The organism is Collinsella sp. TF07-1, assembly GCF_003437235.1.
In the GTDB taxonomy this organism is placed as follows: domain Bacteria; phylum Actinomycetota; class Coriobacteriia; order Coriobacteriales; family Coriobacteriaceae; genus Collinsella.
In genome coordinates this window covers 12,810-34,567 of record NZ_QSRV01000014.1, presented here as the reverse complement: position 1 = coordinate 34,567, position 21,758 = coordinate 12,810, and the positions used below count along the sequence as shown (strand labels likewise).

14 protein-coding genes are annotated in these 21,758 nt (G+C 57.6%); 3 read left to right on the top strand and 11 right to left on the bottom strand.

Annotated features, from left to right (window positions below; translation table 11 throughout):
* Positions 1–177 precede the first annotated feature (177 nt).
* Positions 178–855, top strand: a complete 678-nt coding sequence (locus tag DXC67_RS06585) for a DUF3800 domain-containing protein (protein ID WP_117637795.1) — start codon at positions 178–180, stop codon at positions 853–855.
* A gap of 445 nt (positions 856–1,300) precedes the next feature.
* Here DXC67_RS06585 and DXC67_RS06580 read toward each other — a convergent pair whose 3' ends face one another.
* The 10 genes from DXC67_RS06580 to DXC67_RS06540 form a co-directional block, all read right to left on the bottom strand.
* Positions 1,301–1,492, bottom strand: a complete 192-nt coding sequence (locus DXC67_RS06580; RefSeq protein ID WP_117637794.1) for a hypothetical protein — start codon at positions 1,490–1,492, stop codon at positions 1,301–1,303.
* A 27-nt stretch (positions 1,493–1,519) separates the two neighbouring features.
* Positions 1,520–2,872 carry a hypothetical protein gene (locus DXC67_RS06575; RefSeq protein ID WP_117637793.1) on the bottom strand — a complete coding sequence of 451 codons (1,353 nt, stop codon included), beginning with the start codon at positions 2,870–2,872 and terminating at the stop codon, positions 1,520–1,522.
* A gap of 73 nt (positions 2,873–2,945) precedes the next feature.
* Entirely contained in the window at positions 2,946–5,276 is a 2,331-nt protein-coding gene (gene brxL / locus DXC67_RS06570) for a protease Lon-related BREX system protein BrxL (RefSeq protein ID WP_199410657.1), read from the bottom strand.
* Positions 5,277–5,287: 11 nt separating this feature from the next.
* On the bottom strand, positions 5,288–7,996 hold the full coding sequence (gene pglZ / locus DXC67_RS06565; RefSeq protein WP_117637792.1) for a BREX-1 system phosphatase PglZ type A: 2,709 nt from the start codon (positions 7,994–7,996) through the stop codon (positions 5,288–5,290).
* Between the two features lie 23 nt (positions 7,997–8,019).
* Positions 8,020–8,988: a hypothetical protein gene (locus DXC67_RS06560; RefSeq protein WP_117637791.1), complete on the bottom strand. Its 969-nt coding sequence runs from the start codon at positions 8,986–8,988 to the stop codon at positions 8,020–8,022.
* Between the two features lie 264 nt (positions 8,989–9,252).
* Positions 9,253–9,852, bottom strand: coding sequence for a hypothetical protein (locus DXC67_RS10310; protein ID WP_147327760.1), 600 nt, complete (start codon positions 9,850–9,852; stop codon positions 9,253–9,255).
* Positions 9,853–9,861: 9 nt separating this feature from the next.
* Entirely contained in the window at positions 9,862–12,357 is a 2,496-nt protein-coding gene (gene pglX / locus DXC67_RS06555) for a BREX-1 system adenine-specific DNA-methyltransferase PglX (protein WP_117637790.1), read from the bottom strand.
* 66 nt (positions 12,358–12,423) lie between these two features.
* The gene (brxC, locus tag DXC67_RS06550; protein WP_117637789.1) at positions 12,424–16,101 is read right to left on the bottom strand and encodes a BREX system P-loop protein BrxC; all 3,678 of its coding nucleotides are present in this window, start codon (positions 16,099–16,101) and stop codon (positions 12,424–12,426) included.
* A 56-nt stretch (positions 16,102–16,157) separates the two neighbouring features.
* Positions 16,158–16,850, bottom strand: a complete 693-nt coding sequence (locus tag DXC67_RS06545) for a DUF1788 domain-containing protein (RefSeq protein WP_117637788.1) — start codon at positions 16,848–16,850, stop codon at positions 16,158–16,160.
* A 1-nt stretch (position 16,851) separates the two neighbouring features.
* The gene (locus DXC67_RS06540) at positions 16,852–17,502 is read right to left on the bottom strand and encodes a DUF1819 family protein (RefSeq protein WP_117637787.1); all 651 of its coding nucleotides are present in this window, start codon (positions 17,500–17,502) and stop codon (positions 16,852–16,854) included.
* A 461-nt stretch (positions 17,503–17,963) separates the two neighbouring features.
* Between DXC67_RS06540 and serC the strand changes: the two genes are divergently transcribed.
* Together serC and DXC67_RS06530 are read left to right on the top strand one after the other, a co-directional pair.
* Complete coding sequence (serC, locus tag DXC67_RS06535) at positions 17,964–19,088, top strand: 3-phosphoserine/phosphohydroxythreonine transaminase (RefSeq protein ID WP_117637786.1); 1,125 nt, start codon at positions 17,964–17,966, stop codon at positions 19,086–19,088.
* Between the two features lie 72 nt (positions 19,089–19,160).
* Positions 19,161–20,324: a phosphoglycerate dehydrogenase gene (locus DXC67_RS06530; protein WP_117637785.1), complete on the top strand. Its 1,164-nt coding sequence runs from the start codon at positions 19,161–19,163 to the stop codon at positions 20,322–20,324.
* A gap of 349 nt (positions 20,325–20,673) precedes the next feature.
* Here DXC67_RS06530 and DXC67_RS10640 read toward each other — a convergent pair whose 3' ends face one another.
* The gene (locus DXC67_RS10640; RefSeq protein ID WP_147327759.1) at positions 20,674–21,723 is read right to left on the bottom strand and encodes a hypothetical protein; all 1,050 of its coding nucleotides are present in this window, start codon (positions 21,721–21,723) and stop codon (positions 20,674–20,676) included.
* Positions 21,724–21,758: the final 35 nt, after the last annotated feature.

Sequence of the window (21,758 nt, the reverse complement as noted above, 5' to 3'; positions counted from 1 at the left end):
TCCTTGTATTCCTATACCCGCAGGTAGATTGACGAACATGTGTTTGCTTATTATAATTTCTACTTGAATAGACTCCTCGTCTCGTGGTATAAAAGGGTTGGTACCCTCGAATAGAGGGACCTCCAAGAGCCGGGGGCTTCCCCCCGGCATTTTTTTTGCGTAATTGGAGGTCACCTCATGACGGAACTGTCGATCTTTATCGACGAATCTGGTGACGCGGGTCCCGTATCTCGCTACTACATCGTTACCCTTGTTTTTCATGAGCAGGCAATAGAGCTAAATGCAAATATCGCCGCATACGAGCGCAACGTTAAAGACTGCGAGCTCGATATTATGCCATTTCATTTTGGGCCTCTTCTCACTGGTCACGATGATTATCAATGGGTCAACATTCGCAACAGAAAGAAACAGCTCAGCCTATTCCGCCAGTTTGTAGACCGCTCCCCCATCACCTATCAGCCCTTCATCTACGATAAGAAACAGGGCCTTTACGAACCGCAAAAGCTCTCCGCAAAGATCGAGCGCGACGTAACAATATTTCTCAGAGATCACTTGGCGTATATACAGAGCTTTGACCACGTTAAGATCTACTACGACGGAGGCCAAAGCGTTGTAACGCGAGCACTTCATGGTGCTATCGAGAAGGCCATTTCCCAAAAGGCCACGGTATATCGCGACGCTTCGCCCAAGACATACCGACTCTCCCAGGTCGCCGACTATATTTGCGGAATTGAGCTCACGCTCCTTAAATTCCAGAATGGGACAGCGACCAAAACAGACACGGAATTCTTCGGCTCGATTGCCCCATTCAAAAAGAACTTCGTCAAGAAGCTGAGGAAAAAGAGAATCGAGTGAGCCAGCCGTTCTTATCGCAACCATGGTATAAATGGATTGCGTTCCTTTATGGAGGGCAGTCAAGGGCCGGGGGATCCCCCCGGCATTTTTTATGCGTAACGTTGCCGCAATTCCTACCTAGCCTCTAGGGGAGGTACAGGTAGCTAAAAGACCCCCGTCCCAAATTAGCTACATTGCGGGCAATTTGCGTCTCGCAAAACTAAGTGAGTAGACTTTTGCCGAATCGCCGACCACGTCACCAAAGCACAACTCTGTGACCTGCGGGTTTGTTGAAGCGAATTTGTCGTGTGCTCAGGATTTGCAATAAAGCCTACTCACTTAGCCAGCGTGCAGTCAAAATAGAACTGTCGCGAACTCATTAGACTCCATTGCGACGGCTTATCGTGCATTTTGAGCAGCTGTGGGTGCAGACGCCCGTCCCAAATTAGCTACCCTTGTCACATTCCTAGTCATCGTCAACGGCAAAATCGCGGAGGTCGAGGCCTTCGCGTTCGGCTCGGGCTAGGAGCTCTTGGGGCGACTCGTCCTCGATATCCATTACGTCGAGCATAGCGACTGGAAAGCCCACGCCGGCTGCACTCCCCGCACGGTCGAGTAAACTCTCGCGCAACTGGTCAACATCAACATCGATCTTCATGGTGAAACCCCCTACCGGATCAGGCCCCTACTCAGCAGCGCCGAGCACATTCACGGCTGCAACGAAAGCCGCAGCCTGTTTGTCGTCCATCTGCGTGGCCAAGCGCCCCGCGGGCTCGTCATAGGCAAACTGAACCTTATCGATAAAGCAATCCCAAGCGCGCTCATCCACACGCACAGCGGCCTCGCAATACTGGCTGAGCTTTTTGAGTCCATACCAAAACGCATTCACATGGCGCGCAGGATCCTCGTCCAGCACTCCATCATAGCGCCGTCCGTTAAACTCGCGCATGCGCGCCACGGCAACTTCGAGAGAGTCGCCGCCGTCGGCCGAAGCCTCGTCCACAAGCTCGGGAATCGCAACCTCGCGCCGAACATTATGCCTGGTAACACCATCGTACTCACCCACCAACACGTCTTCGTCAAACCGATCATCGTAGTCGAAATAACTACTGCCGCGGCAAATCCCGTGCAGCGAACCAGCGCCAAAGGCACGGAACAACCCACCGTCGGCAACAACGCGCCTATAGGTCTCAAACGACTTCTTAACCTGAGCGAGCAACTCGGCAAGCTCCCCGGCATCGCACCCCGTCTCGCACGTAATGCAAACAAGCCCCGGCAAAGATACCGGCTCCACCGTGCTCCCTGCAACGCGGGCAGCGCGTTCGGCCCGGTACGCTTGGGCTGCCAAGCGCGCTCGCTGCGCAGCGCCGCGCACGTTAGTCAGCTCGCGCTTCAGTGCTACGTCGCCGGCAACACCACCAGCAAGCTCGTCAACACCCTGCGGTCCGGTCGCGCTCAGCTCGGACTCAAACGTCGCCGTAATCATGCCGGCAAGGTCCGTTGCGTCGGCGGCGCAACGCAGTTGCTCCAACTGCGTGCATAGCAGATCGGCATCCAGGGGCACGGCATCCACAACGCGCACGTCACTCAGGCGCGCCACGCCCCGCAACACCAAAGCCTCCGCGGCATCGTATGCCGCACGAACCCTGTCCGCCGTATTGGCGCGCAGCTTTACCTCGATAAACGCAAGTGTCTGCTCCAGACGGGTCAACAGCTCGGCCTTGTCCTCCATGCGCAAAAAGGCAGCATAGCGGCGCTCCATCTGCAGCGGGCCCACAACACCTGCCTGCTTACGAGCGCGTGCAAGCGCAGCGCCCTCAACACGGCGAACATACCCGTCAACAGCCCGCACGGCAGACTCGCGCGCAGCGTGCTCGGCAGCCTCGACGCCCCTAAGCACGCCCAGCAGCTCGCGGGAGCGCGCATTGCGCACCAACTCCCCGCGATCGTACTGCTCAAGCGCCGTCTGCCGCTTGGCCACCGACTCAAAGCCAAACAGCTCGTCGAGCAGCTCACCAACAGAACGCTCGTCTGCCATGGCAGGCCTCCTTACCCGAACACGCCAACACGCTCGCGGGCCCACGCGTACGCAAGCCCGCACGCCCGCACCCCTACAGATCCAGCGCCTTCTTCGCGGCGTCGACCGGGTCGCCATCCATGTAGAACACCGGGCTCAGTCCCGAGATAATCTCGGACGACACGCTCTGCAGGCCCGCGATGGCGCTCAGCGGCAATATCACGCGCTTGGCGCCGGCGTTTTTGGCCACGCGCATGATGTCCTCGAGCCCGCGGATCTCATCCATAGAGCCCGACATGCGCAAGATTCCCGGAACCGCCAGCGCAGGCATCACTGGGCGGTTGCACGCCGCGGAGCACAGGCCCACAAACTCGGCAAGCGAAACTTCCTCGGACAGGCCCTTGCTCTGCAGGTCGTTATAGAACAGTAGATAATCCTTGGAGCCAATGTGCATGCCCGGCGCCACACGGTTCGCCAGGTTCACAAAGTTGTCGAACGCGGCCTCCAGCGTATCGCGCACCGGCTTGTTAAAGGCCACGCCCTCGTGCTTAAACTTGCACTCGCCGGCAACGGCCTTGTTCTCCAGCTTGTACACGGCAACCTCGCCGCCCTGCGACCTGCCCACGCCAAACACGTGACCGGACAGCAGCGGCCCGTCGGGAATCAGCGTGTCCTCGCTCTGCTCGGGCACGCGTACCACATGCACGTCCTGCGGGTTGTCGGCATCCATATAGCCCAGGTTGACGTCGATAAACTCGACGCCCGCCATAATCTTGAGCTGCTCCTTTACGCGGCGACGGCCCTCGATGGCGTAGTCCAGCAGCCAACGAACGTCGTCCTTGTCCATAGCCTCGTCGGGGAACAGCAGCTTGGCGAGGCCGCTAAAGGACTTGCGCACGGCAATCTCGTCACGCTTGTTAAAGTCGCTGTTAAAGCGGAAATAACGGTCGATATGATGCGTAAAGTCCTTGCGGCGCATCTCCTTGCAAAACTCCGACAGGCAGTCGGTGATCAAGCCGTAATGCCCGGTCAGCAGGCTCGAGCGCATCTTGGGAATCTCCCAGCCCGGCAGGTAATAGTGGATACGGTCGAAGAAGGCCGAATCGTTGTTAAACTCCGGCGGGAACGGGTCAAACAGGTGCGTGGTCTTAAGAACGTTTTGCACGGTGTCGTTGATGTTGCCCTCAAAGACCATGGAGGCATCGGCATTGATCTGGTCGCGGCCACGCGCATAGCTGCCACTCGCCATATAGTCCTTCATGATCTGCACGGCGTTGGTGTCCTTAAAGCGCATGCCGGCGACCTCGTCAAACGTCACGCAATCCCAATGGCCCACCAGGCCCACGCGATCGGCGCGCATGGAGTTCATACGGCCGAACAGGTTGGCCGTGGTGGTCTGCCCGCCCGAAAGCAAGATGGCGTAGGGCGAAACCTCTTTGTAGATATGGCTCTTGCCGGTGCCACGGGGGCCAAGCTCGCACAGGTTGTAGTTGCGCTCGATCAGCGGCACCATACGCTCGATAAAGTGCAGGCGCTCCTTCTCCGAAAGCTCGCTGGGCTCATAGCCGGCAGAGCGCAGCAGCATGTTGAGCCACTCGTCGCGCGAGAAATACTGGCGCTCGTCGATCATGGCCTCCAGGTCCAGGTTGGGCATCTGGATAGGCGTGAGCGACGCCACGCTAAACGGAGAGTCCTCGGGCCCGCGCTTTTTGCGCTTGGCCTTGGAGCGGCGCGGCGCATCGTCGCCAAAGACCTCCATGCCAAACTCGTCTTCCTCTTCCATGGGATGACGGTACTCGATGCTCATAATGCACCAAATACCACCCTGGAGAATCTTGGAATAGTCACGCACGTACTCGGCCGGCATCACAAACGGCTCAATAGTCAGATTGGCAAACGACGCCACGTAGATGTCTTTGTATTCGTCGAGCTTGGCCGTCACCTTATCGATAATGGTAAAGCGACCCAGCTCGCGAATCTTGGACTTGATGCGCTCGGACTCGTCGGGACGCACGTAGTTATCGGTGAGGATCTTGCGGATGCGCTCCAGGCCCTCCGCCACGGCGTCCTCGTCATCGGTTGAGCAGTACATGCCCAGCAGGTACTCCAGCACAAAGGTGGGCACGTTGGCACCACGCTTCATAAGGGCCGTGAGGTCCTTGCGCACGATTTTGCCACCAAAGTGCTCGAGCAGCTTGCCGTCCAGTCCATCCATGTCGTAACCGTCGTCCTCGGGAGCCTCGGCCACGGCCTGGACATAGTCATCGGTCGAGGGCTCGTCCTCGGCAGGCGCCACAGCCTCGACGGGCGCAGCAGCCACGGCCTCTGGGACAGGCACAGCCTCCACCGCGGGCACAGCCTCCACCGGCACATTCACATCAATCGAGGGAACTTCCCACAGATCGTCGTCGTGACTATCAAACATAGGGCACACTCCTAAAAACCAAAGTCAGCAACAGGGGCAAACGAAACAGCGATGGTGTACGTCTCGCGCCAAACGATCTTGCCCGTCTCGCGCTCACGGCAGACCAGATAGTACGGACCCTTGGCCGAGAATCCATCCGCCGCACGCAACGCAAACTTGGCATGCACAACGCGCTTCTGCGAGTTAACAGAAGTCTTGTTGGCATGCGCCTTAACCGTATCGCTCACCTCGTTGCCGCTTGCATCGGTAAACACCAGCTCGTACTCGCACGGCAAGACCTTGCCTTGGGCGGGTTCTTCCTGGATCAAGTTGACCGAGAAGAGCGAGTTGGTCACTCGACGCCCCTCACTCAGTACGCGCAGCGTCGCCGCGCGCGTATCGACAAAGTCCTTGGAACCCGAGCGCGCACGCCAAAATCCGATAACGGGCACGCAAAGCTCCTGCAGGCTCATGCCGCCGTGTACGTAGTTGTTAGTGCCGCCGGGACGCTTAAAGTGCACGTTCTCGCGCGGGGCAAACCCCTCAAAGCCGGCACCCAAACGTCCCATGTCAACATTAACAAACACCCCGCGTGCCTCGTCCGAAAGCCTAGCCACGGCCTCGTTGGGCACCACAAGATGACGCTTGCCGTGCATGACGGGAGCGTCAAGGAAGGGAAGGTCTGGCTTGCCGAGCATCTGGCACTCGTTGAGCTCCCGACGTGTGTAGATAAAGCCGTGATCCGCCGTTATAACAACACGCGCGCCCGGGGCGTCGGTGCACACGCGCCGCGCCAACGCGGCAAGTTCCTCCACGGTATCCGCGCAGGCATCGAAAACGTCATCCTGCGTAGCGGCCTTCTCGCCCGTGGCATCGATCTTGTTGTGGTAGAGATAAACGAGCTTGGAGTCTTTGAGCAGCGCCTTGCGCTCGGTTCCTGCCATGTTGAGGTATGTGCTCGAGCGCAAAGCGCGGGCCGTGGGCTCAACGTGGGTAAGCACGGCCTCGCGCTGCGGAGTCGTCGCAGTGGGCATGCCGTCAGCCAGCACAAACGAGCCATCCGCTGCAAGTTTAAGCGCTTGGTGCGGCATCAGCGCGGGCATACCCACCTCGGTAATGGAGGGAAAGACCGCCTGCATGCTAGAGACCTTGACGTTGCCGCCGCGCTCGCGCTCGAGCAGCGTCGCAACATCGCGGCCAACCTCATAGCGCAGCGCATCGCTCACGATGACGATCGTCGTTTTGGCAGAGCCCACAAAGGTGGGCAGCACGTGCCAGTAGAACTCATCCTGCCGTTCGGGACCCTCGATGTAGCCGCAATCGGCCCACTCCCCTTGCGCAGCCGATGTCCAGCAGGCATTGGCATCGGCCAAGAACCAGTTACTGTAAAGATTCTCCGCCCAGTCCACCACAGCTCGGGCAGGCTCCTCGAGCACATCGCACTCGACGGAACGCGCCCGCAGATACGCGGTGCACACATGGCGATAGGCAGCGTCCATGGCATACCAATCGGACGTGTAGGCATCCCACACCTGCTGGGGCTGCGCCAGATGGAACCCGCCCGCATGCGCCTGCCTAAACGCACACATATCGGCCACAGCGACAAGCAGGTCAAAGTAGCTCTTGACACGGCGGTACCAGCTCAGGTCGCAGCGACGCGACGCAAAAGTGCGCGCGTCCTCAACACGGTCCGCACCCTGAGCAAACGAGCTGAACAGCTGCGAGAGCACGGCCTCATTGACGCACGGGAACACATCAAGCGAGGCTAGCACATCGATCGGCAGAGCCTCAAACCGCGCAAAGAGCCCGCGAGCATCCTCCACCAAACGGCAGATCTCAAATAAATCCTCGCTCGACGCCTGAGCATCAGCAGTCTGGTCCCACGTACGCACTGCCTCAAGGCAATAGGGTCCGTAGGCGGGAGCCACATAGCTTTCGAGTCCCTTGAGCGCTCCCTCGGGAAGCGCGGTGGATGACGCCGTGATGAGCATATGGGATGCCAGCGCAAGCAGCGAATCACGCTCATACAGCGGCCCCTCAAACCCATAGCAACGTACAATGAAGGCAGAGAGGACATCGCGCACGCAGTACTTGTCCACCAACTCGGCCAGCGCTTCGGGGCCCTCGTGCAGCAGCGTGGTCATACAGCCGCGCAGCACAAACGCGGGGCGCGCGTCGCCAAGCTCTTTACCGCCAAAAATCACCGTAAGGGTGCCGAGTTCGATATCGGATGCGCCCGAGGCATGCGGAACACACGCGGCAAACTTAGCGCAACGGGTCTTGGCATCAAAGAACGTCTTGTGCTCGCGCAGGCTCTCGCGCACGGCGTCGATATTCTCGATGCCCAGCTGATCGGCCAAAAGCGAAAGATAGTCAGCCTGGAACTGATCTGCATACAGCTCAACATCGGCAAGCCAATCACCCTCAAGCCTGCCGCGCGGGCAACGGCGATACAGCAAGATATCGCTCGCAAGGTCATCGCGGTTGATGAGCTTCTTAACGGCAAACATGTGGCCCTCGCAGGCCTCAACAAAGCGCACTGGGCGCTCAAAGTCACCGTGAGCGGGCATAACGCCGTCATCGGCCCCCGCGCCGTCGAAACCCTCGGCAGCCAATCGCTCAAACTCAGGAGCAAACTCGCCGTCCGCATCGTGCCAAATCACCACACGGCGCAGCATACATGCGGGCAACGGCTGCAAAAAACGCAGCTTGAGCTGTTCTTCTACATCGATCTTGGGCATGAATATCCTTACCGTATTTGCAGTTACTTAATCTTTGCCAGCACATCCTGAAACTTGGCGTAGTTGACCTTGACGCCGTCATCCAGGTCGATCTTGATCATCTGGTCTGCCAAGTGGTGCAGTTTCTCTTCATAGACAATGGTCTCTTTGAGCTGGTCGTTGAGCTTTTTGACGCGCTTATCCAAACGCACGCGCTCGCCGCGCTCGGCACTGGCAAGGGCATCGTTGGCATAGCCGATCTGGGCACGGTAGCGCTCCTGCTGCTCATGCACATAGTCGGTGCGGATGCGAGCCAACAGGTCGGGCTGATAGCGATGCATGTAAACAAGGCACTTGAAGCCATTCTTCTTGCCACTGTCGAACAGCCAGTAGATGGGGCGCTTCTTATAGGTCTGACAGTGGTCCTTAAAGAAATCCTTTAGGAAATAGGCACGAATCACCTCGCGCGAGGTACCCTTGCCGCCGAGTGCCTCGGCAATAAAGGCCAGGTTCTGCTCAAGCGTCTCCTCGCCGTACACGGTGCGCACAAAGTCGATAAAGTAGCGCACGATGTCATCGTCAAAGTACTCGTCATCGGTAATGGGCAGCGCGTTGTCGCTATCGGGCATAAAGGTCACGTGCGCGGGATCGGGCATCTTAGCCAGATAGTCGTCGACCGTGGCGCCCTGATCGGCCAGGACCAGCCCGTCCACATCCAGCGAATAGCGGCCAAACATGCAGCCCACGGCATAGCTTATGAGCGAGGTGATCTCGTCGCGCTTGGTGCGCACGTACTTGTTGCCCTTATAGCTCTCGGGAATCTCATCGGCGGTATCGAAGATGCGCGCCACCGAGACGTACTTATCCTCAACCTCGATGGGCACCTCGCCCTCCATGTTGTAGATCTTGGCAAAGATTCGGTTGAGCTCTTCCTCATTAGCGCGAAGCCGCTCAAAGCGAGCATTAACCTCGGCCTTGCGGGCCTCGTATTTATCTTGAAGTAAAGTGGCCATGGTGGGCCGTCCTTTCATTGTTGATGATTCGTCAAGGAGGGAAATAAGCTAGAAGCGAAGGGATGTAAGGTCATCTCGGCATTACCCATCGACTCTGGAAAATTCGCTCGCTGCATCGAGCATTTGTAGGAAACGCGCCAGGGTTTCAACGAAATCGCAAGTTAAATATTGCAAGCTGCGTCAGGCGCGCAGAAGACACGCTCAATGTCATTTCTCAACTCGTTACTCATAGCCAGTCCATCACCCAACGCGGGCTGAAGCCCATCAGCAGATACTAGGCCCAGCCTTTATCAACTTCATCCATTTACATAATGTCGAATTCTTAATCAGAATTCTTGCCGTAAGTCTTCTAACATCAGTCGCCGGATCGTTCCCTCGTTTACCTGCAACATCTTCGATTGCGAACCATATATCGCCTTTTGCCTTAAACGCGCAGAATCTACCGTGAGCAAATCCATTTCTTAAGTGATAAAACAAGCTGAGCGTTTGATTACTTTTAGCGTCATAAAAGACCGCAGACTCAAAGGGCTTTGACACAATGTCACCGCAATCAAACAAATCAGCGCTCCGCAAAGCCTGTTCCATATCGCCAATGGTTGCAGCGGACCAATATAAAGATTTGTTTGAGCTTGCTGCCTTAAGTTTTTTATTCAAATATTGGGGTTTTCTCCAGGGAGTATCCCACCCGTATTCAGATACCGGGATGCTTCTGCTAGACAGCCCCGGAGCTGGGGTTTCGACAACGAAGAACCTAAGAAGCGGGGCAAGCACAGGGCCCAGTGACTTCTGAGATAGACCGCATTTAACCCATGCAGGATTAGATTCAACAAACACAACCTTATTTGCTGATACTGTTTCGAACATGAATCTCACCTAAACCAAGGGGTTGCGTTTGAAATCCCAGGAGGTTTCAAACGAGTCCCAGTCAAGTTCGGATGCATGGAGTGATTCCTGAACCAATTTCAAAACTTCCTCATTAGAAGAATCTATCCCGTGGACAGGGATGCGTTTAAGGTCTCCAACTTCATTATTAAAAGTCTGGCTCAACGCCAGCTTAATATATTGCGCTGTAGAGCTATTAAGCAGGCCAAGAATGAATAGCCTGTCTTCCTGCTTAACCGGAACAATGTAATAGCCCGCTCCGCCACAAATAGAATTGTCCGAACAATTTCGAACACTAATCGGACCACTTGTAAGCGCTGACCAGGTTAACACGCCGTTTTTATGGTAAAAACGTTCATTTTGGACACGGGCTTTTGCTTTTCCATTTTTGTCCCTATTAGTCTTAATCTCATGCCCATCATCCAGCCAATTAACAACATCTATCTGATTTCCTGACCACTTTCTGTAGTCGCCCCCATCAAGCATAAAGTGCCACTTCGCTCGAGATGGATCTCCCGTAACGCCTAGGACGTCCCGATTCGAACACTCGAACCAGCATCGAACGAAAAGATCGGTATCGCCGCACTTTAGCCCCTGCGCTAGTGAGCTGATCACAGACAATGGCGTTCCTTCCTTGAACGAAAGACGCGCCCCTTGTCCAAGCCAGTAGGCTATGGGAGTGCCGGGGATCTTCTTGAAGGTTTCGGCGTCGCGGCGGTAGAACCAGCCGCAGTCGGGGTTTTGGATGGCCTCCAGCGCCTTGGGAGCCTGAACCGTGGGACCAGTAAAATCGGCAAGACGAACGTATCCGCCCTTATAGCCATCGATATGCGAATTGTGATAGGTAAATGTGCAGATAGGCACGGTTGCCCCTGCAAAGCCAGAATACTCGAGCTGAATGAGCGTGGTTAGGGTCTTGTCATCAATAAGCCTATTTCGAAGCTTCTCGTAGCTACCGATGAACATCCAAACGAACGGAGTCATCATTCCAACTTCGCCGTGCTCGTTGGCAAAGTCCATAATGCGCACGATGAACGAAGAGAACAGGTCGCTCTTCACGTCAGAGTAGTTCTTCTTGACCCATTTGCTCATGAAGGGGTTAAAGCTGCTGCTGCCCATATACGGAGGATTAGCCACGGTGCAGGTAAAACGACGGGACAGCTTCTCGCAGATGGCGGCGGCGCCTTCGAGCTTAGTTTTGGTCGCAGAGGCAAAAAGGTCGTCGGAACAGCTCGCGGCGGCAGCTTTGAGCTCGTCAATCTCGGCCTCTGAAGGATTGAGCAGCGAGCCAATCTCGCCCAAATGACTCAACTCCTCGGCGAGCTTCTTGTTACCCGGCAGCTCGTCCTCCCCCAGCGGAATGCTCGAGAGCACGGTAACGTCGGCGCCAACGCCACGCCTAAAGAAGCGACGATCGTGCTCGCGGGCGCACATGGCAAGCGCCAGCTCCGCGATCTGCGCCGCGCGGGGATCGATTTCCATGCCCGCAAGGTTTTTAGTAAGAATAAGCTCGGGAATTTCGCGCTCACGATAGCCGCGCTCCTCGTACATATGGAAGAGCAATTCGAACGCATAGACCAGGATATGGCCCGAGCCGCATGCGGGGTCACAGAGAGTTATCTCCTCGGGGCTCGAGATGCGTATGAAGTCCTCGTGCTCAGCATCGGGCTCGATGTAATAATCCATGCACTCGCGCAGCGAACTCCCCGGGTTATTGAGCATCCACAGACGGCCGAGCGAGTTCTCGACCATATAGCGCACAATCCACTCAGGGGTGAAGAGCTGCGTGGCGGGCGCGATGTCCGCCGCCGCTGCCTTGCGCTTTGACTTGAAGAACTCGTCTTTTACGTCAGCGTTGTAGTACTGATACATCCAGCCCAGAACGGTCACGCCCTCGCGCCAGCGCTCGTCAGTGATAACGGCGTTGAGCTTGCCCACTACGCCGTCGGCCATCATGAGGCCCTGGGGCAACAGCAGCTCCATGGCACCGCCCACGCGTTCAAAGACGCCTGGCAGGCAATCGGCAAGTTCCTCGCACTGAGCCACAAAAAGATAGCGCCACAGCGGTTCATCCAAGCCCGCCATCTTGAGCTCGGCTATGCGATCGGTATCGGCCGTCGCCATCTCCACGTCCAGTGCGTTCTCCACGGCCTCGCTGCCATGGCTGCCGTCCGCGCGGCTCAGCATGCGCATACGGCCGGGAAGCCATCCGCGTGCGTCCATGAAGCGAATGGCCACGATGCGGTTGAACCAGGTGTAGGCCGCACGGTCGCGCAGGGCGTCGTGCCCCTCTGCGGCCTGTAGGCGCAGCAGCTCGTCGCGCTGCTCAACTTCGAGCGGACTCAGAGGCTGGCCGTTGACGGTCTCGGACCCAGCGGGCGCGAGCGTAGGCTCAGTGATGCCGTAGCGCACCATCTGCGCCTCCACGCCGTTAATAAGTTCCACGCGGGCCCACGTGCAGAAGTTCTTGAGAGCGGAATCGTTCATGGTTCCCGTACCTTTCAAAACGCCATAAGCCACCGGCGCATGCTTGGGCGCCGGCGGCTGAGCGGGTTAGTTAATGCGGATCTCGTCGTTTGATGCAAGCGCCTGCATAAGGCGGGCGCGCAGGTCGTCCACGTAGCGATCCACGTCCTCTGCGGTTGTGAGGCGGCTCGGCTTGGCCAGGTCGGCGCGACGCACGGTCTTGACCTTGCGCTGGGGCTTGGGCACGGGCACGGGAACGGAACCGTGACTTGGCGTAGCGGTGCCCTTGTTGGTGATCTTTTTGACCACTTCACCCGTGCTGGTGACCTCGGTGGAACGGCGCTCGTTTTCCATACGCTCGCGTGCGGCGTCCACGGCGTCGTATATCTTGTTGGCCGCCGTGATGGTCCAGCTTTCCCAGTTTGCCGCGAGGGCGTTAAGCTCGTTGAGGCTCTGGACGCCGTGGGTGCGGTTCTTGAACGACTCATACTTGGTGCCGGCGTCTGCTATGGCATCCTTGGCCTGCTTGACAAAACCATCTTGGCTCTCGGCCTGCTTCTGCAGGTCCTGCAGGTCGTTCTCGATGCGATGCAAGAACTCGTTGCGGCGCATGCCCAGGAGCTTTTTAATGTATTCCTCGACGGGGGCCATCAGCGGTTGCAGGTCTTTAATGCGGCTGTAGGGCTTGGGATCTTTGAGGATCTCGCACACCTTTGCCACATTCTCCACCGCGCCGGGAATGTCGTCGGAGGCATACTCAATGCCCTCCGTGCGACTCAAGAATTCCTTGGCGTGATCAAACGTTGCGCGCTGGTTGGAATCGAAAAACTCAGCCACCCTGTCATAGTCTTCCTTGGCGTCGAACAGGCGGTCCTCGTGCTTGGTGAACGTGGTCAAGAACGCCTCGGCCTCGTTCTGATCCTTAAGGACGTCGGCCACCTCCGAGCGCATCTTCTCGCACTCAGCCTCGCCGGGATACGGGTAGGCCGGTTTGATGCCCGTGTAGTAGTCGCGCGCCATAGCAAGGCACGTCTCGCGCAACCCCTCAAGATGCTCCTTGAGCTCGGCCACAAGCTTATCCTCGTTGGAGGGTACGGTCTTGAGGTCAAATAGGTCGCGCATAAGCTCGCCCGTGGCGCGCAGCAAACGGTCGCTCATGCGCACGCGAAGGCGCACTTGGGCCTTATCGGCATCCTTGCGCAGGAGTGCCACCATGCGGCTGTCGTTAGCTTGGACCGTCTGGCCGCCAAACAGCACCTGCGCGCGCTGCTCCCCCACAAGTTGCGCCACCACATTGGCGATGTCGACCTCGCGCCAGCCAAAGGGCCTTTGCTGGTACTGGCGCTGGATATCGCCCATAGTGGTATCCAGATGGCGCTGATGCTGCACTTTGAGGAAGTCCTCGACCTCTTTGAGCGCACGCGTGTTGCCCGCATCCATGCCATCGAGCCCCGTCTGGACGTTGCCCGCCAGCGTGGAGCGGATATCGGAATCACTCGTGACCGGCGCACCGATGTAGTCGGCCTTTTCAAAGACCACATCGCACAGCTGTGCCAGCACCTGCTCAAAGACCTGGGCAGGCTTGGCTGCACGCACCTCGACCATGCGGCCGTTGACGGCGCAACGCGCATGGAGCACGGCCTCGGTCAGAAGGGCGTCGGCCTCTTTCTCGCTATGGGCCGCCTCGCGCATCTTGGACTCAACGATCTGGCGCGTACTCGGCCGGAGCTCCTGAAGGTTGCGTGTCTTGGCGTACTTGCGGATCTTGGCGGCGTTGACGAGCGTCTCCCAGTAATCCGCCTCATCGCTCAGGGCCACGACGGCTTTGCCCGAAGAAGCCAAGGCCAGCTCGGTATCGTCCGCACGGCCCAGGTCGCTCGCCATAGTCGCCACGTAAAGCTCCATGCCGCCCATGCTGCCACCGTGGATTGAGCCGTCCACATAGCGGTCAAACGGGAAGTCGTTGGCCCCGCGGTTGAGCTTGCGCGCGTTGTAGATGCTGTCGAACAGGCGCTTCTTGATGGACTCGATCACTTGCGCGTTGTCAATCGGGGTGCGCGCGATTTCCTGCGTAATCTCCTGCTCCTCGTCGGTGAGGAAGCTATAGGTATCGCCCTGGCGCGCCACGTAGTTCTCGCGCTCCAGGCGGGCAAGGGACTCCTTGACGCGGTCCTTGAGGACACGCTTATCCACATCGAGGCCGTCGATCATAAGAATGGAGATGTTCTCGACCGTGGCCTTGACGTAGCCGATGTAACGAATCAGGTACAGGAGCTTGAGCACCCGCACGTCATAGGGCTCAAGGCCCTTTGCGTCCTCGGCCGCACGGATCGCGCGGTCGACCACCTGGATAATGCCATGCTCAAGATCTTTGGAGATGGTGTCGAAGAAGCGCCAGAACGGCACGAGCGCACCGGTCTGCTCAAGTTGGATGGTCTGAGCGCTCTCCTGGAAGGCGCTCAGCATGGAGCGCTCGCCCGTGGACATGTGCTTGGCCTTGACACCGTGCTTGCGTACCTCGGTCATCACGTCGGGCAGGAGCTTAAACTGGTAGCCCACAAACGGGTAGCTTGCCACAAAATCCTTGGAGTTAGCGTAGCCGGCAAGGTCGGAGCGCGAGCCACCCTCAAAGGTAAAGTTGTTTTTGAGCACGGCGGCGTCTTGCTCGTAGACCTGTGCAAGCATATCGGCCGCCGGCGCGGTCTTCTCGAGCACACGGCGCTGGATGACCTCGTCCACGCTGGAGCTGGAGAGCGAAAGGCGGGTGTCGAAACGACCTAAAATCTTGGAGAACTTGCCCGTATCAATCCCGCCCGGAAGACCGAGATTGTAAATGTCCTCTTGACTCGAAACCATTACCCAAACGCGGCCGCCGCAAACCGATCCCAACTCCTCGACCACCGTCTGAAGACTTAGCAAGCGATCCGAGCCGTTGTCGTTAGCAATAAACTGTCCAACCTCATCAACCATGAAAACAAGGCGAAAATCGCCACCATTGGCGGCTGCTTGAGCATCAACGTATTCTTTAACCTTTTGGGCGAACTCATCGGGTTGAAGAAGCTCGTCATCAGGGCTAGTAATCCAAGCTTTGATTTCATCGTCGCTCATGCCCAAAGTATCTTTAAGAAGCCCGCGAAAAGATTTGTTATACCTGTAGGTTTTACGATTATCGACCCATGATTTGCCCGTTAAACGCTCGAATTCATCGCGAAACTCTTGAGTCTTGCCAATTTCGTCAATGTACTCCTCAAGCTGAGCGAGCTTAGGTTTAATGCCGTAAAAACCTCGGGCCTCGTAAAACACACGCTCAAATCCATAAAGAACAGCAACGGATGACTTATCACCCTTCCATGAGCCCGCCTTGCTGTCGATATTAAAGAGAAGAGTCTGCGTAGGAATGGAACAGGCGCGCTCCATTGAAGCAAACACCATGGGATCGGCAATCTTGCCGTCAAAATAGGAAATAGCGCGCTTGCCATCAACGTTGAGGTTCCCAAGCAAATAGCTCGCAATTTTAAGGAAATGCGATTTACCGGATCCGTAGAAACCGCTGACCCACACGCCCATCTTATTGGTCGGTGAATCTAAAGAAGCGCTATAAGCATTGAAAAGAGTAGCAAAATGCCCCTGCAGCTCACGTGTCACCACGTACTCGCTAAGCTCTTGCCTGATTGACTCGTCTTTCTTATCGTCAACGACAACAACCCCGTTAATGGAACGGTTGATATCTTTCGAAAAGAGATTACGGACAATTGTTTTATCCATTTTAAGCTCCTTAAATTTGGAGAACGACAGCCAACAACGCAGGGGTCGAGGTCGACTTATGAGATATCGATCGCGCGGTAATAGTTCTCTGCTGCAAGCCTGTTAAACAAGGTGACAGACGAGCCATTAAAGCTACCGGGATAAGCCGCGATAACCGGCACATCATGGAAGTCAGACTGCATAGAATCAAACAGGTTGTGAACTCGCAAAAAGGGATAGACTTCGCCAACCCCTACAAGCAAAATCACATCGCCCGACTCGCGAGGTTGAGTCAAATCCAAAATCAGGTCGGAGACAGCATCCGGCTGGCAATAATCCACCACATCATCGAACACAGTTTCTAATCCAAAATCACCTTCTTGCTCTTGCATAGGCTCAAGGACATCAAGATCTTTAAGGATTGCCAGCACGGCGTCGTAGAGGTTCACGACCTTGAGCGTGCACGGAAGCTTGTCGGCCTCGGCATCGCGTGAAAGGGCGTCAAATAATGCACGCGCCTCAAACTCCAGCGCGGGGTCATAACAAAAGGTGTGGAAGCCGATCTCATTGCCTATGCCCCTGTTGGCCAAAAAGTCCTCGCTGCACAGGCACTCGCGCAGGAGTTGAGCGCGGCGCTCAAATTCCTGGCGGGCTCGCTCGGAGCGGGCATGCGCCGCCACGACGCTCTGGCGGGAATGGATGCCGATATTGGTGGTGATGTCCGTCGCCGGGGTGATTGCGGGGTCGACGGCGCTGTTGGCGGGAACCACGCTACATCACCTCCCTACCGGTAAGGGCCGCGATAAGCGGCTGCTCACCCAGCTGAACCAAGGCTCGCTCGACATCGGAATCGAGGAAGAGTGGTGACAGGCGCTCAGACTCCGGGCCCATACCCTCGCCGATAAGGCCGGCATGGCGGAGCGTCTGGCGAATCGAGCCCTTAATGCGCTTGACCGTGGCCTCGGTCCAGCGGGCCGCGTCCGGATACTCCGTGGTAAAGCGCGTCATAAAGGCGTTGAGGTCAGCCGCCGTGAAGGCATAGTCGAAGTTTTGCAGGCGCTCCCCCACCTCGACGAGCACGAACTCGCGCACGATATCGTAGCGGCAGATCATGCTGTAAAAGATGGCCTGGTCCGCCTGCGTGGGAGTACCGGATGCCATGAGGCCGGTTAGGGATAACGCAGCCTCGACGGCGGTTTTGGGGTCGATGCCGCGCGCGGCGCATGCGGCGTCCGTGGGCACCATGGCGTCGAGGCGGCGAAGGCACACGGTTGCGCGGTTGGCGACCATGCGCTCCGTGGGATATTGAAAGAGGTTTTCGCTCTTTACGCGTACAATGACCTGCTCGTCGCTTACGCCCTGCGTACGCAGGCCAGCGACGATGCGCATCTCATGCGGGAGGAATTGCTCGCGGGTGAGCACCCCCCCCCCCGAACGCTTTTTGCGGTTACATCCACAGTGCACGCTCCAAGGGTGTCAGAGGCTGTCACGAATGCGCCGCGGCCCGGCAGGCAGGCGCGGCGCACATGACAATAATCATACCTGTTGGTAAAAAAGTTACCACGCCCAGAGTGTCAAATGTTGAGCAACAAAATTAAATCCGGTTAACGGTTATTTTCGCAGCTCAGAAGCTTTGACGAGGTTGCCCCAAATCACACTTGCCAGACAACCGCGCTTGTGAATCTGTCCCCGCCCTCCGCTACACTCAACATAGAATGAAGGCCGAGGCGGATCGTATGTGAGCCTCGAGGCAACCCTCCCCCATGTAACCATCCTGTAAATCATAGCGGCGCACTCGAGTTTTACCGTGATGCGGTCGCACCCGGCGCTGCACTGTGCTAAAGTATCCCGAACGTTCAAACGACTACGAGGGGAACTAGAAGATGGCACGTGTGCACAACTTCTCAGCTGGCCCGGCCGCACTGCCTACAAGCGTGCTCGCCGAGATCGCCGACGAGATGATGGACTACCGCAGTTGCGGCATGTCCGTGCTCGAGATGAGCCATCGATCTAGCATGTACCAGCAGATCATCGACGACGCCGAGGCAACCCTGCGCCGCCTGCTGAGCATCCCCGATAACTACCGTGTTCTGTTTTTGCAGGGCGGCGCCACGCTGCAGTTTGCGGGCATCCCGATGAACCTCATGCGCCGCGGCCGCGCCGGCTACGTCGTGACCGGCAACTTCGCCAACAAGGCGTACAAGGAAGCCGCCAAGTACGGCGAGGCCGTGCTGCTCGCGAGCTCCGAGGACGCCAATTTCGACCGCATTCCCGCCATGGCCGACATCAACGCGCGCATTGCCGCCGAGGCCGCGGGCGGCGGGCTCGACTACGTCTACATCTGCCAGAACAACACCATCTTTGGCACCATGTACCACGAGCTGCCTAACTTCGGCGACGTACCGCTGGTCGCCGATGTCTCGAGCTGCTTTTTGTCGCAGCCGCTCGACGTCGAGCGCTACGGACTCATCTACGCCGGCGCTCAGAAAAACGCCGGCGCCGCGGGCGTCACCGTGGTTATCGTGCGCGACGACCTGATCGCCGACGGTCCAGCCTTTGCGCAGACGCCGCAGTACATGGACCTTAAGACCCAGGCCGCCAAGGGCTCCATGCTCAACACGCCCAACACCTTTGGTATCTACGTGTGCGGCAAGGTGTTCCGTTGGGTTGAGCAGACCGGTGGACTTGCCGCCATGGCCGAACGCAACTGGGCCAAGGCCAACCTGCTCTATAACCTGCTCGAGCACAGCGTGCTGTTCCATGGCACCACACAGGCCGACAGCCGCTCCATCGCCAACGTCACCTTCCGTACCGGCGATGCCGACCTCGACGCCGCCTTTGTCGCAGGCGCGGCCGAGCACCAGATTCAAAACGTCAAGGGCCATCGCCTGGTGGGCGGCATGCGCGCCAGCGTCTACAACGCCGTAACCATGGAAGACGTGCGGGCACTGGCCTCGTACATGAAAGACTTCGAAGCGCAGCATAGTTTGAGCCCGCGATCTAACTAGCCCGCAACGCGCGGGCCGACCAGCCACTTCAAACCACCCTGCTTAGATCAAAACCTGCTAAGGAGTTTTTCCATGCGTAAGATTAAGACCATCGACGACATCACTAAAGACGGCAAAGTCGAGTTTGGCGAGGGCTACGAGTTTGTAAGCACCGCCGAGGAGGCCGACGCCATCCTGATGCGCTCGACCGACCTGCACGGCTACGAGCTGCCCGAGGGCATTCGCGCCATCGCCCGCTGCGGCGCCGGCGTCAACAACATTCCCGTCGAGGAGTACGCCAAGAAGGGCGTCGTTGTCTTTAACTCCCCCGGCGCCAACAGCAACGCCGTCAAGGAGCTCGTCCTGGGCATGCTGGTGCTTTCGAGCCGCGGCGTGGTGCAGTCGATGAACTGGGTGCGCGACAACGCCGACGACCCCGATATCCAAGTCGACGCCGAGAAGGCCAAGAAGGCCTTTGTGGGTCGCGAGCTCAAGGGCAAGCGCATTGGCGTCATCGGCCTGGGCAACGTGGGCTCCAAGGTCGCCAACGCCTGTGTCGATCTGGGCATGGACGTCTACGGCTACGACCCGTTCATTTCCGTCGAGCACGCGTGGGTGCTGAGCCGCGAGGTGCAGCGCGTGGGCACGCTCGAGGATCTGTGCCGCGGCTGCGACTACCTCACCGTGCACGTGCCCAGCAAGGCCGACACCATCGGTATGATCAGCACCGAGCAGATTAACCTGCTAGCGCCCGACGCCGTGCTCATCAACTACGCGCGCGAGACCATCATTGACGAAGACGCCGTCGACGCCGCCCTGCGCGAGGGCAAGCTCAGCTGGTTTAGCTGCGACTTTGCCACGCCCAAGACCGTCAAGATGCCCAATACGTTTATCACCACGCATTCGGGCGCCGGCACCGGCGAGGCCGAGGCCAACTGCGCCGACATGGCCATCAGCGAGCTCAAGGATTACCTGGAAAACGGCAACATCGCGCACAGCGTCAACTACCCCGCCTGCAGCATGGGCAAGGCGCGCGCCGCAAGCCGTATTGCCTGCCTGCATGCCAACGTGCCCAACATGATCGGCCAGATCACGGCCATTCTCGCCAAGGACAACGCCAATGTGCAGCGCATGACCAACGAGTCCGCTGGCGAGAACGCCTACACCATGTTCGACACCGATGAGCACCTGGACGGCAGCACGATCGAGGCGCTCAAGCAGATTCCGTCGATGTATCGCGTGCGCGTGATTAAATAGCGCCGGTGCCAAGCCTGCCAGACAGACCACGAAGCCCATTCGCCCCCCCGTATTCACGAAACGGGGGGGCGATTTTGTTGCTCCGGACGACTTTAAAATGATACCCAGAACAAGTTTTTTCAGATAATCGATAGTGAGGCTCCAGTCGCTAAGCACACCCGCTTTGATAAACAGCTTTATCAGGGACTTTAGTAGGTAAAAATCGGTCTCTATGTGCCGAATGTAAGTTGACTGTCTATTTTCCGAAACAACTTATTCTAGATAGCATTTTTAGGGTCCCTCCAAGGCAAAATTGAAGCCTTTTTGCGACCAGAACTCTAGCTCGCGCTACCGTTTACCCACCGCGCGACTACATTCCCGCCCAATCGATAAAAATCTCCTCACGAAGCCGCCGTTCGAGCTCCTGCTGTCGCGGCGTCTTGTCTTTCAGCGGCACATCGAGATAGGACATGATGAGCTCCATCACCACGCGGAAGGCATCGAAGTCGGCCAGCTGACCATAGGTCATCAGAACGACGGGATATCCCATGGCTTGCAAGGCCGTCGTTCGATCGGAGTCCGAAATCTTGGATTCAATGGATCCGTGAATGGCTTTACCCTGGCATTCAACCAGACACTCTCGGCTGCCGTCCTTATTTGCCAGCAGGATATCGGCATAGCGCCTATCAAGCCCCGAAATCAGACGGGCGCTGCGCGTCATACGAATCTCAACGTTATTGGTAAGGCGCAGCCCTTCGCCGCCGCGCAACCTCGTAAGACCAAACAGCATCGAAGCCTGGACCTCGAGCGGCGATGCTGCCACCCCCGTAATGCATTTCGCGGCTCGTATGAACGATTTAGCGCCGCGGAGCCCCCGGACCTTATCGACGAACTCTGTAAGCTCAGAGAGCTCGATCAAGGGAGGTCGTTTCCACAAGTCCGTTGGATTCCCCGAGACATCCTTTACGTTTTCCCGGCCCGACCGTGCGTCACTCCATCGGCTCCCATATGCCTGCTCAAGTGCCGACTTTACCTGAGGCGCAATCTTGCACACGGCAAAGGTGCCGCACATCTCATACATGCACATGATTAGACGCTCGTTTGAGACCGAGGAAGCCAGGGTCAGCAGGGTAAAGAGTGGGGACGCAACATCGAAGCCAAACTCCGTCTGCCGCACGGAATCAAACGGCCTCTCCCCGTTCCAAACATGCCTGACAATGCGATCGCCCTTACGTCCGCAGCTGCCCTGCGCCAACACGTGTAACGGGGTGCCCAGGAAATGCGTGACGAGCGGATGCTCACATAGGTGCTCCCTGCGCGGATCGTCCGCAGAATCGGGCAGGTCCGGCATTATTGCCAAAACCTGTGGAGGTATCCGGTAATACCTAAAGGCTGATATGTCGCACAGCATGTCGTCCATGAAGAGTACGTACCCAGTACGTCGTTTGTGAGCCC